This window comes from Nitrospira sp. (genome assembly GCA_029194535.1).
Classification (GTDB): domain Bacteria; phylum Nitrospirota; class Nitrospiria; order Nitrospirales; family Nitrospiraceae; genus Nitrospira_C.
This window is the reverse complement of the sequence record JARFXR010000001.1, coordinates 1,014,397-1,026,524: the sequence shown is the minus strand read 5'-3', so window position 1 is coordinate 1,026,524 and position 12,128 is coordinate 1,014,397. Positions and strand designations below refer to the sequence as shown.

Sequence of the window (12,128 nt, the reverse complement as noted above, 5' to 3'; positions counted from 1 at the left end):
CGCGCTCAAGATCACAGGAGATTGAAAACGCTTAGGGATTACTTGAGGACCGCTGGCCTGGTCGAGCGAAATCTGTGTAGACAGCTCACAAGGTTCGCGCCGCGCACCCTTCTCGAATTCCTTCAGCTGCGATCATTCGATCGCAATGCTTCGGTCAGGTCCAGCTTTCCCTGCGCGCGATATCCAAAGAAAGCTTCTACTGCAATCGCGGGCACGCCGCTGTGACAAGCCAGCCTGGCAAGGCCACAGTTTCGTGACGAACCCTCCATGAATATTCTGAGCTGGCCAAGCCTCTGCGGGTTCCCGTTCCTCCGACAAGGTCGCGCGGAAGCAAGCCGGCGGTCTCTGTAGATCACTCGTCGTGACAAGACTCCCGGTACATTTTCCTGCCTTCAAGAAACTCAATCATGTGAGACCTAGCCGGGGGGTCGATGGGGAACCGAATGCCAGATCGCGCGCCCGCTCCATCGATCGCCGTCAAGTGGCCTCGCGCATCGGGCAGACTCACGATGCCGCAACCGGTTGGCTCGTCGTCCAGATATCGCGATGGAGCTTCCACTTCCCGTTGTCGTGCTTCCACACGACAAGGTACTTGCCCTGGTCGGCAACGGCGTCGCCGCCAGCGAGAAGCCGGTATCGACCAACCTCGATTGCCGTATCGCCGTGGGCCTCCAGCTCAGTTGTTTCCAAGCTCGCGCCCTTGAGACCCATGTCGATCACGCTCTGCCAAAACGTGCGGATGGCCGCCGTGCCGCGAACGAAGTCGCTATTTGCCGGGAGCAACTGGGCCGCGGGAGTATAGAGGTGAGCCAAGGCCATCGCGTCACCGCGCTTGAATGCACTCACGAATTGCGCGTTCACAGATTCGATCTGCTGCCGGATATCGCTGCTCATCGCTGTGCCTCCTGGTTGATCAGTGCTTGTGGGGTTTCGGGCTGCTGGAGTTCACCTATTCCAGGTCTTCCTCACGTCCCGATTCAACGGCGGCGAAGCGCCATCCGCTGCGATCGGTTGTTAGCTCGCCATGCCGACCGGGATCTGGCGGGCTGGTCATTCAGCCCGCGATCCTTGCCGCTCGAAACTTTGGAACGCGCTCGCTCGCGGACAACAACAGGTGGACGAAAAGGGGTCGGGAGTCTTAAAGGCTCACCGGCCGTCGAGAAAAGACTCCCGACCCCTTTGTTCCCCCCCCCGCAATGAGCGAGGTCTTGTCCTTCAATGCCCCTTGTCGTGCCACGAACAAGTTCTCAAGCAATCCACCCATCATGACGATCGCCGCGAGATGTGCACCCGCCTGAGCACAGACTTGGCATTCTCGCCATCGGCGATTGAGTATCTCCTTCATCTTGTCGTCAAATGCGAGTGGCGCAAACTCAGGGACCGGATCAATGAGCTTTCCCGCTGGACGATCCAGTCGCAGGAGAACCGGCTTGAACTCTTTATGGAGGAAATTGGTTCGTTCCCTCGCGGTGTGAGGAAGCTTCTTTTTTACGTAGCCCCAGAAATCTGAGATGTCTAAGTACAAACGGACTGCCTCAGGCAGAGCGTGGTAGATGTCGGCGTCCGAGTTGTCGATAATGTCTTGGCGCAGCGCTTTGTATTCTGTTCGGAATTTGGCTTTCACACCCCTTTCCGATTGGGTGGTAATTTGATTAGTCGCCCATTGGATCAACATGTCTCGAAGGTGCTGGACCTTTCGTCTAAGGTCTACGCTGCTCTGAGTTTGCACTTACAGCCTCCACACTTTTTTACGGCAATGTTCCGCGGACCACGCGGTACTCTTCACCGCAAATATGCCCGCTTCACGGTAAGGTGTGCCGGCTAACAGGGCGAGCGAAGTGGCGTGCCTCGGCGGCATCCGGTTGAGTGAAGTGTTAGGCTGAGGCTTGCTTGGCGCACTGCTCGACCTCTGCAGAGAGTTGTCGAAAGCCGACCGGTTTGATACCCAGACCCTGAAGCGATCGGAGCGTGATTGATTCCTGGCTCCGTTGATAGCCATCAAGCGCGGACGAAAAGGGGTCGGGAGTCTTAAAGGCTCACGGGCCGTCGAGAAAAGACTCCCGACCCCTTTGTTCCGCCCCCCAAATGCTGCGGAAAGAGAACATCGGATGTGGATTGAAGGATCGCTTCAAGGCTTCGGCGAAGCTTCGATCTTCCAGATTTCATCCTGGCACCTAACGTTCGGCTAAGCTGCCGGGGTCGCCTGCAACAACACTGATGCTTGCAAAACCAGGATGCCGGCCCCGGTCAGCTTCAGCCGTTGGTTAGCCCCGGCTTCCCCGCAGCAAACGGTTTGCGCAGGCTGGCCTTTGATTTCTTTACTAACGCTTGAAACTTCGGATTGGACGCCAGCAACTCATCTATCAACGTGTCGTCTTCCTGCGGCTCCAGCGTTTGGATTGCTAAGAGCCGTTGATCCGGCATCTCGACCACAACAGTCTCGCCAGACTCAGCGCACTCATTCAGCGTCTTTTTGAGGTCCGCTTCCAAGCGGCTCAACGGGATTGTCTTAATGGCCATGGAACTCCTCCCCCTCCACAATCAGTTTGTTGCCCATCTTACGGCCGACGATCAGAATAACGACTTCGTCACCTTCGACATTATACAGGGCTCGCAGGTCGCCCGCCCGCAGCTCGAATTCCGCGAGTGGATTCGGACGCAAACGCTTGATCGCTTTCGTCGGCTTGGTCGGTTCGTGCTCCAGACGGGACTGGATTGCGGCCTCCAGGATTCGCTGCTCGCGCACTGGCAACGATTGGTACTGACGATCGGCGTCATCCGTGATCGTAATCTTGAAAGGCATGGAGGCTCCTCACCCAGCTCACTCCCGCACTTCACTCACAGCGAACGACCTCGACCCAGCCTGTGTCTTTCGCCTTCTTGGTGCGCTATTGATCTTGCCTAAGACGTATCGCGAATTACCTTGGATGAGGGCGACAAGGTCATCGTAACTCGCTCCGGTTCTCAAGATGAAGTCGATACCGGAAATCCATCGCGTCTCCCGGTGCAGGAATGAAGGGGCTAACGTGTTGCTGTGCGGCGGGTCAGCACTGACCGTAGAAGCTGCGCGACGCTGGCGGCCCGTCCGGGTTAGCCCGGCCATTTCGATTACGGAAAGTCGTTCACTCCAGTTTTTTGCCGATAGCGCTCGAACAGCGTATGAAGGTCTTGCCGGGATAAAACAGCCGCTTTGTTCAGGCCCCACGGGTTTCGGCCACGCTGATACTTGAAGTCGAAGCACCGCTCAGTGGGTGAATCCTTCAGATGCGTTTCCCACATTATAGGCACATAGTCGTCGTATTGCAGCCAGACGATGTGAATGACGCGCAGGATGAGCTTGTCCTCTCTCGGGAACTCGTATGTAACTCGGAGAGTGGCCCTTCGGCATTTGCCACAGATCGGTGCGAGGAGTGATTGGTCCCAGTCGGAGGGCATCAGTTTGTCCGATACGAAACTGCCCATGCTCGCCGCACCGGTTACTTCCGGGAATTCGAAACGCTCAGCGCAACCTTCGCATTCCCACCAATATCCCGCCATGCGGTCTCCCTCTATAGGACGGCCTAACGCTCGCGATCACCTGCCGTCACCAGGCGGCGAAGCCGGCTGTTGACGGTCAGGTGCATCGCGTTGTTATGCCGCACCTATTGAACAGGAGGTTGCATAGAGACTCTCCCATCTTCGAGAATCGTCCAATACGGATTGAATGCTATCTCCCATTTGTGACCATCCGGATCTGCAAAATAGCCTGAGTAACCGCCCCAAAACACCTTCTCGGGTTCCTTCACAATGTTCGCACCATTTGCCTTCAGTTTGGCGAACAGCGCATCTACCTCCGCAGCGCTCCGAACGTTGTGGGCCAAGGCAAATCCTTGATATGAGGACTTGCCGGCCTTCTCGCCGAAATCTTTCGCAAGTTCAGAATCAGTGAATAGCGAGAAGACGACACCTCCAAGGTCGAAGAAGGCGATTTCAGGCGGGCTTGGGGCAGGCTGCCAGCCAACTACCTTCTCATAGAATGCTTTGGCTCGAGCCAAGTCTGCCACGCCGAGGGTGATGAGACTCAGTCGTTGTTCCACGATGTTCCTCCAAGTGTTGGGGCAATCACGTTGTGGGTTTTTTGTGCGGCATAACTATTGAGTATCCTGACCGGCATAGCGCGCACCGAAAGCCTGCGAGCTAGTGGGAGATTCTTCTGGTTATTCAATCCCTTGTCAACATTGTCCGTGGGGCGGCGGCGGCATGCTATGTCGACCAGCATCGTTCCGTTATCGCTGCGAGGGACCCAACCCTTGGACCAGCCCATCGGCTGGGCTCCGGACTCCTTTTCCGCCCCGATTCAGGACATGGGTGTAGATCATGGTCGTTCGCGCGTCGGTGTGACCCAGCAATTCCTGAACTGTCCGGATGGCATATCCGTCTTCCAGCAGGTGAGTGGCGAACGAATGCCGCAGCGTGTGGCAGCTCGCTGGCTTGACGATCCCAGCCTTCAGTCGTGCCTCCCTCACCGTCTTTTGCATGACTGATTCGTGAAGATGGTGACGGCGTTACTCTCTTGTCAGTGGAGCAATGTAATGGCTCGATGCCGGGAACACCCACTGCCAGCCCCATTCCTTGCCTGCGTTGGGGTATTTGCGGTCAAGCGCGTGAGGAAGCACGACGCGACCAAGGCCTTGCCGAAGATCTTCCTCATGTTGCCGTCTGACTGCGTTGAGATGCTGAACAAGTGGCGCTTTGATGGCCATAGGGAGCGTGGTGTAGCGATCCTTGTCGCCCTTGCCCCCTCGCACGACGATCTGGTTGTGTGCTGGATCGACGTCCTTGAGTTGAGGGCTTGGTTTTGTGTTGAGGCGCCGACATGAGACGCCGTCGCCAAGCCTGAGAGGAACGGGCCGATTTCCGGTTCGCCCATGTCGGCCAAGGGCCGCGGACCATGAAAGCGCATGAAGCGCTTGACCCACTGACAGTAGGCTCGCTCCGTAACGCGTACCATTCACTGCGCGAACCGCTGGATCGATCTCGACTGACTCTCCCAGAAAGAGGGCCAGCAGATGGCGAAGCACGGTGCCGGTATGCGGAACTGTCCAATACTTCTCGCCCTGGTGCCACCCTCGACCGGCCATCGTCTTGATCTTCGCCACATAGTCGGGAGAATACGGAAGCTGCACGATCAGCTTTCCCGACGCTCCCGGCCGAATCCGAATCGGATCGATCAGCTTACTCAACCCTTGGCTCCGCCTGGGCTCCGCATGTCTGCTTGCTGTCGCCAACTCTTCCATATGCTTGTGTGGGGAACGTATGACCCAGCGCGGCGCATTCTCCTCCGGTTTACCTCCTTGGTCAAGCAGATCCCTAGATGATCGCCCTGAGAAATACTCCCATTTCTTCGATCGGAGGATTGTTCGATCAGACGTGCGGCACGCTGCAACGAAGTGTCCACAGCGGAAGGAGACGGCTGAACACTGGGTGACCGGATCGTTTCAGGAACCGAATAAGACCTCAAGCGCGCACGCAGGGGCTCGGAGCGACTTTGCCTGAGGAGCGGGGGCCCGCCGAGGGTCAGCCGAGGAAAGAATGATTGGACATTGCGGGTGGCACGGCGAACGGGACACCCCGCCCCGCCCGGACCCGCTTTTCAAGTTAGGAGGGGCGACTCCTCTGAAGGGATGGGTGGGCTGAACGGTGCCAGGAATCGACTAAGGCTTCAACAGGGTGTGCCAGGGCTCGTCGAGGACGTTGCCGTAGGAGCGGGGTCCCACCGAGACTCAGCCGAGAAGGAACGCTGGAACTGACTGAAGCACTGCGATCAGCATGATCGCAGCTGAGGGAATTCCAGAAGGAGGCACAACGCGAACATTGTGAGCGCTATGTGCGCAAGTTCCGCTCGGCTGAGGCCGGAAGGGCGCACGATGCGAAGAATAATGAGCATCACGCTTGTGCGCGCCGCCGAGACGGTGGGGCGGCCGGACCCGCTCCGGGAGGCAAGGAAGCGATGCGCCCTGGCACACACAATCCAATATGGAAATTAGACGGGGACAGACACCCGCCGAAGGCTCGGCAAAGGCGGGAGCCGGTCTCCCCTACTTGACTGGCTGCTTGGCGGATTTTCCGGCTTGGAGATAGCGGTCGATCCCCGCGGCCATCTTGCGGCCTTCGGCGATGGCCCACACAATGAGCGAGGCGCCGCGCTTGGTGTCGCCGCCGGCAAAGACGCCGTCGAGGTTGGTCATGAAGTTGTCGTCCACCGATACCGCGCCACGCTGGTCATACGCCACGCCCAGGCTGTCGAGCAAGCCGTTCTTCACCGGACCGGTGAACCCCATGGCCAGCAGGACAAGGTCCGCGTCCATCTCGAACTCGGTGTTCGGCATGGGAACAAATTTCCCGCCTTCGAACTTGACGCGATGCCCGTGCAGTTTGGTGACGTGCCCGTTGTGCCCGGTGAATTTCGTGGTTGAGACACTCCACTGCCGGTCGCAGCCTTCTTCGTGCGCATGCGATGTCCGGAGTTGCATCGGCCAGAGAGGCCAGGGCGTTGAGTCGGCCCGCTGCGGCGGCGGCTCAGGGAGCAACTCAAACTGGTGCGCTTCCACGCAGCCCTGGCGATGCGCCGTCCCCAAACAGTCCGATCCCGTATCACCGCCTCCGATGATGACGACCCGCTTGCCCTTCGCCGTGAGCGGCTCCTCCGTGACGGGAATGCCGGCCGTCCGCTTGTTTTGCTGGGTCAGATACTCCATCGCCAAATGCACGCCTTTGAGTTCCCGACCGGGGATCGGCAACTCGCGCGCCTGTTCGGCTCCCATCGTGAGCCCCACCGCGTCGAACTGCTTGCGCAGCTGCTCGCCCGTCACGTCCTTGCCGACCGTCACGCCGGTTCTGAACTCCACCCCTTCGGCTTTCATCTGCTCCAGACGGCGGTCGATGACCCACTTCTCCATCTTGAAATCCGGAATGCCGTAACGGAGCAACCCGCCGATGCGGTCGGCCTTCTCGAACAGCGTCACGCTGTGGCCGGTGCGCGCCAGCTGTTGCGCCGCCGCCAATCCCGCCGGGCCCGATCCGATGATCGCCACGGTCTTGCCCGTCTTCATGACCGGCATGACGGGAAACACCAGCCCTTCGTTGAACCCGCGGTCGACGATATTCCACTCGATGATGCGAATGGAGACCGGATCTTCGTTGATGCCGAGCACGCAGGCTCCTTCGCAAGGAGCCGGACAGAGGCGACCGGTGAATTCGGGAAAGTTGTTGGTGCTGTGAAGGGCTTTCAACGCATCCTGCCAGCGCCCGCGATAGACCAAATCGTTCCATTCGGGAATCAAGTTCACGACGGGACAACCGGTGCCGCCCTGGCAGAATGGCACACCGCAATCCATGCAGCGCGCGCCCTGAATCTTCAGCTTGTCCTCGGAGATGGGCTCGTACATCTCCTTCCAATCGAGCACGCGCAGCTCGACGGGCTTCCGCCTCGGGCCCTCGCGAGCATATTTCATGAAACCTTTGGGGTCGCCCATGTTCCTGAGTCCTGAGCGCTGGGTGCTCAGCACTTCCTCAATGTACCGCGCTCGCCTTCCGTTTCCGTTCTTCAAGCACCCGCTTGTAATCGACCGGCATCACCTTCACGAATTTCGGCAGTGTGGCGTCGAACGTGTCCAACACCTGCTTCGCCCGCCGGCTGCCCGTGTACATGAAGTGCTTGGTAATCAGGTCGTGAAGCAACCGCCTGTCCTCTTTCGTCGCAACCGGCTCCAACTCGACCATACCGGTGTTGCATCGGCTTTGGAACTTGCCGAGATCATCCAGCACGAAGGCGACGCCGCCGGACATACCTGCGGCGAAATTACGGCCGGTGCGGCCGAGCACGACGACAACCCCGCCCGTCATATATTCGCAGCCGTGGTCCCCTGTGCCTTCGACGACCGCGCGCGCCCCGCTGTTCCTGACGGCAAACCGTTCGCCGGCCATGCCGTAGAAGTAGGCCTCGCCCTGGGTTGCGCCGTAGAGCGACGTATTGCCGATGAGGATCGTGTCCTCCGGCGTGAACAACACGTTCTTGGGTGGGAACACGATGATCTTGCCGCCTGACAGACCTTTGCCGATGTAATCGTTGGATTCGCCTTCCAGCGTGAGCGTGATGCCCCTGGCCAGGAACGCGCCGAACGATTGCCCGGCGGATCCAGTGAACTTGATCGAGATCGTATCTTCCGGCAAACCTTCCAGTCCGTACTTCTTCGCGATCTTGCTCGAGAGTACCGTGCCGGTCGTCCGGTTCACGTTCTTAATCGGCAGCTCAAAGGTCACCTTCTCGCCCTTCTCAATCGCCGGCTTGCACAACTCCACCAGCTTGTTGTCGAGAATATCGGCCAGGCCGTGATCCTGTGTTTGGACGCAGTAGCGCGGCACGTCCTGCCCCACATCCGGCATCGTGAGCAGTGGAGTGAGGTCCAGCCCCTTTGCCTTCCAATGATCGACCGCTTTGGTGATCTTGAGCTTGTCGACCCGGCCGACCATTTCATTGATCGTCCGGAACCCGAGCTTGGCCATCAACTGCCGGGCTTCTTCCGCAACGAAGAAGAGATAATTGACGATATGCTCCGGTTTGCCGTTGAACTTCTTGCGCAGTTCGGGATCCTGCGTGGCGATCCCGACCGGGCAGGTGTTCAGATGGCACTTGCGCATCATGATGCAGCCTTCGACGATCAGCGGCGCCGTCGCAAAGCCGTATTCTTCCGCGCCGAGCAGCGTCGCGATCACGACGTCGCGCCCGGTCTTCAACTGCCCGTCGGTCTCGACGCGAATGCGGCCGCGCAGATCATTGAGCACCAGCGTCTGGTGCGTCTCGGCCAGGCCCAGTTCCCAGGGAATGCCGCCGTACTTGATCGACGACAACGGCGACGCGCCGGTCCCACCGGAATCGCCGCTGATCAGCACCTTGTCCGCATGCGCTTTGGACACCCCGGCGGCCACCGTCCCGACCCCCACCTCCGCGACCAGTTTGACCGATACACCGGCATCCGGGTTGGAATTCTTCAGGTCGAAGATCAATTGAGCCAGGTCCTCGATCGAGTAGATATCGTGGTGCGGCGGCGGAGAAATCAGTTGCACGCCCGGCGTCGCATAACGAAACTTTGCGATGTTCTCATCGACTTTGTGGCCCGGCAGCTGCCCCCCCTCGCCCGGCTTGGCGCCCTGAGCCATCTTGATCTGCAGTTCGCGGGCGTTCACCAGGTAATGGGCCGTCACGCCGAATCGTGCCGAAGCCACCTGCTTGATGTAACTGTTCTTGGAATCGCCGTTCGGCAGGGGCGTGAAACGTTCCGGATCCTCGCCGCCCTCGCCGGTATTACTCTTGCCGCCGAGGCGGTTCATCGCGATCGCGAGCGTCTCGTGCGCCTCCTTGCTGATCGACCCGAACGACATGGCGCCGGTGTTGAAGCGTTTGACGATCTCTTTGGCCGGCTCGACTTCCTCGATCGGAATCGGGGTCTGCGCGAACTTGAAATCGAGCAAACCGCGCAAGTTCGACCGGCGCTTGCTCTCGTCGTTCACCAGTTGGGCGAACTCGGCGTAGGTTTTCGGGTCGTTCGACTTGCTGGCATGCTGCAACTTGTAGATGGTCTCCGGGTTCCAATTGTGGTGTTCGCCTTGGATGCGGTAGTGAATCTCCCCACCGAAATCGAGCTGCCGGATGGCGGCAGGCTCGTAGGCGACGCGATGTCGGCGCAGCGTTTCTTCTCCGATTTCACGAATCCCGACCCCTTCCACGCGCGAGGGTGTGCCGGTGAAATAGCGGTCGATCAATTCGTGGTTCAATCCGATCGCTTCGAAAATCTGTGCCCCGCAGTAGGACTGCACCGTCGAGATGCCCATCTTGGAGAAGATCTTGAGCAGACCCTTGTTGATGGCCTTGATGAACTTGCCCTCCGCCGTCTGGGCATCGAGTCCTTCCGGCAGATAGTTGTCGCGCTCCATGTCCACCAGGGACTCGAAGACCAGATAGGGATTGATCGTCCCGGCGCCGTAGCCGATCAGGCAGGCGAACTGGTGCACGTCGCGGGGCTCGCCGGTTTCGAGGATCAATCCGACCTCGGTTCTGCTGCATTCCCGCACCAGATGATGGTGCACCGCCGAGATGCCCAGCAGGCTCGGGATCGGCGCCCATTCGTCATTCACGCCGCGATCGCTCAGAATCAGGAACTTGTAGCCGTCCTTGATCGCCTGCGAGGCCTCTCGGCACAGTTCGTCGACCGCTGCGCCGAGTCCGTCGGGCCCTTCGGCGACCCGGAACAGCATGCGGAGCGTCTTGCTCTTGAAATTCGGATCCGAGATGCCTCGGATCTTCTGCAGATCGGCGTTCGTCAGAATCGGCTGCTGGACCTTGATGCGGCGGCAGGACTCGGGGGATTCGTCCATGAGATTCGGCTTCGGTCCAATGTTCGTCACCAGCGACATCACGAGCTGCTCGCGGATCGGATCGATGGGCGGATTCGTCACCTGCGCGAACAGTTGCTTGAAGTACTTGAAGAGCAGTTGCGGACGGTCGGAGAGCACCGCGAGAGGCGTGTCCGTGCCCATGGACGAGATCGCCTCTTCACCGGTCACGATCATGGGCGTAATGACCATCTTGAGCTCTTCGACCGTATAGCCGAAGGCCTGCTGCCGCTGGCGGATCGTCGGATGGTCCGGCTGCGGGACATTCAACGGCTCCGGCAGCTCGTCGAGCGAAACACCGTACTGGGTCACCCAGCTGCGATAGGGCTTGCGACCGACGATGTCCGCCTTGATCTCTTCGTCGTCGATGATCCGGCCCTTTGCCGTATCGACGAGGAACATGCGGCCCGGCATGAGCCGGCCTTTCATGCGGATGTCCTGAGCGTCGGCTGGAAGGACGCCGGCCTCTGAGGCCAGCACGACCATGCCGTCCGTCGTCACGTGATAGCGGCAGGGCCTCAGTCCGTTGCGGTCCAGTGTCGCGCCGATCATCTTGCCGTCGGTAAAACAGACCGCGGCCGGGCCGTCCCACGGCTCCATCATGGCGGCGTGATACTGGTAGAACCCGCGGCGATCGAGATCCATTTGCGGATTCGCGACCCAGGGTTCCGGAATCAGCATCATCATCGTGTGCGGCAACGAGCGGCCGCCCAGGAGCAGAAACTCGAGCGCGTTGTCGAGACAGGCCGAATCGCTCTGATTCTCCGAGACGATCGGGAAGAGCTTCTCCATGTCCTTGCCGAACAGCTCGGAATGGAGACGGCCCTGCCGCGCTTTCATCCAATTGACGTTGCCCTTCAACGTGTTGATCTCGCCGTTGTGGCACACGTAGCGATAGGGGTGGGCGAGCGGCCAGGTCGGGAAGGTGTTCGTGCTGAAACGGGAATGGACCAGGGCCAGCGCGCTGACCATGCGCTCGTCGTTGAGGTCTTGATAGTAGGCTGCCATCTGATGCGGCAGCAGCAAACCCTTGTAGACGATGGTGTTCGCCGAAAGGCTCGGCACGTAAAAGTATTCCCGCCCCTGAATCGCCGATTCCTTGATGGCCTTTTCGACCCGCCTCCGGACGACATACAGCTTGCGCTCGAACTGCGCTTCGTTCAGCACATCACGGGCGATGAAGACCTGGCGCATGAAGGGTTCGGTCTTCCGCGCCTGGACCCCGATGGCGTCGCTCTTCACCGCTACGTCGCGCCAGCCGAGTAGGCGGGCGCCTTCCTGCTTCACGATCTCGGCGAAGAGTCCTTCACACTGGCGGCGGGAATCGGCGTTCGGCGGCAGGAACAACTGGCCCACGCCGTATTCTCCGGCGCCGGGCAGCTTGACGCCGACGTCTCCAGCCGCGCGCAGCAGGAACTCATGTGGAACTTGAAGCAGAATTCCCGCGCCGTCGCCCGTGCAGGGATCGCAGCCTTGCGCACCCCGATGGGTCAGGTTTTCCAATACCAGCAGTCCCTTGCGGACGATATCGTGCGACTTCTGCCCTTTGATGTTGACGACGAACCCGATGCCGCACGAATCTTTTTCGTGCTGAGGGTCGTAGAGCCCTTGCTTCGGTGGAAGCCCTGGGAGTTCCATCATTCGTATCTCGTGAGAAAGGCAGGTTTTTTCCTGCTGGACGGAGGCCATGCCGAGAG

9 protein-coding genes and 1 pseudogene are annotated in these 12,128 nt (G+C 59.6%); all 10 read right to left on the bottom strand.

All coding sequences use genetic code 11. The features are described from left to right. Positions 1–504: 504 nt before the first annotated feature. Positions 505–894: an SgcJ/EcaC family oxidoreductase gene (locus P0111_04635; protein MDF0643292.1), complete on the bottom strand. Its 390-nt coding sequence runs from the start codon at positions 892–894 to the stop codon at positions 505–507. 244 nt (positions 895–1,138) lie between these two features. Continuing rightward, the gene (locus P0111_04630) at positions 1,139–1,624 is read right to left on the bottom strand and encodes a hypothetical protein (protein MDF0643291.1); all 486 of its coding nucleotides are present in this window, start codon (positions 1,622–1,624) and stop codon (positions 1,139–1,141) included. Between the two features lie 629 nt (positions 1,625–2,253). Further along, complete coding sequence (locus P0111_04625; protein MDF0643290.1) at positions 2,254–2,520, bottom strand: hypothetical protein; 267 nt, start codon at positions 2,518–2,520, stop codon at positions 2,254–2,256. Further along, entirely contained in the window at positions 2,510–2,803 is a 294-nt protein-coding gene (locus P0111_04620; protein ID MDF0643289.1) for a hypothetical protein, read from the bottom strand. The genes P0111_04625 and P0111_04620 overlap by 11 nt, the downstream gene beginning before the upstream one ends. 305 nt (positions 2,804–3,108) lie before the next feature. Further along, positions 3,109–3,537, bottom strand: a complete 429-nt coding sequence (locus P0111_04615; GenBank protein MDF0643288.1) for a hypothetical protein — start codon at positions 3,535–3,537, stop codon at positions 3,109–3,111. Between the two features lie 104 nt (positions 3,538–3,641). Next, on the bottom strand, positions 3,642–4,076 hold the full coding sequence (locus P0111_04610; GenBank protein ID MDF0643287.1) for a VOC family protein: 435 nt from the start codon (positions 4,074–4,076) through the stop codon (positions 3,642–3,644). A 189-nt stretch (positions 4,077–4,265) separates the two neighbouring features. Beyond that, positions 4,266–4,529: pseudogene (locus P0111_04605) on the bottom strand (tyrosine-type recombinase/integrase). A 15-nt stretch (positions 4,530–4,544) separates the two neighbouring features. Further along, on the bottom strand, positions 4,545–5,222 hold the full coding sequence (locus P0111_04600) for a hypothetical protein (GenBank protein ID MDF0643286.1): 678 nt from the start codon (positions 5,220–5,222) through the stop codon (positions 4,545–4,547). Positions 5,223–6,077: 855 nt separating this feature from the next. Beyond that, positions 6,078–7,514 carry a glutamate synthase subunit beta gene (locus tag P0111_04595; protein ID MDF0643285.1) on the bottom strand — a complete coding sequence of 479 codons (1,437 nt, stop codon included), beginning with the start codon at positions 7,512–7,514 and terminating at the stop codon, positions 6,078–6,080. Between the two features lie 37 nt (positions 7,515–7,551). After that, complete coding sequence (gltB, locus tag P0111_04590) at positions 7,552–12,072, bottom strand: glutamate synthase large subunit (GenBank protein MDF0643284.1); 4,521 nt, start codon at positions 12,070–12,072, stop codon at positions 7,552–7,554. Positions 12,073–12,128: the final 56 nt, after the last annotated feature.

Coding starts and splice junctions, on each gene's coding strand:
- P0111_04615 (MDF0643288.1), bottom strand. CDS start 3,537: ATGGCGGGATATTGGTGGGAATGCGAAGGTTGCGCTGAGCGTTTCGAA.
- gltB (MDF0643284.1), bottom strand. CDS start 12,072: ATGATGGAACTCCCAGGGCTTCCACCGAAGCAAGGGCTCTACGACCCT.
- P0111_04635 (MDF0643292.1), bottom strand. CDS start 894: ATGAGCAGCGATATCCGGCAGCAGATCGAATCTGTGAACGCGCAATTC.
- P0111_04595 (MDF0643285.1), bottom strand. CDS start 7,514: ATGGGCGACCCCAAAGGTTTCATGAAATATGCTCGCGAGGGCCCGAGG.
- P0111_04625 (MDF0643290.1), bottom strand. CDS start 2,520: ATGGCCATTAAGACAATCCCGTTGAGCCGCTTGGAAGCGGACCTCAAA.
- P0111_04620 (MDF0643289.1), bottom strand. CDS start 2,803: ATGCCTTTCAAGATTACGATCACGGATGACGCCGATCGTCAGTACCAA.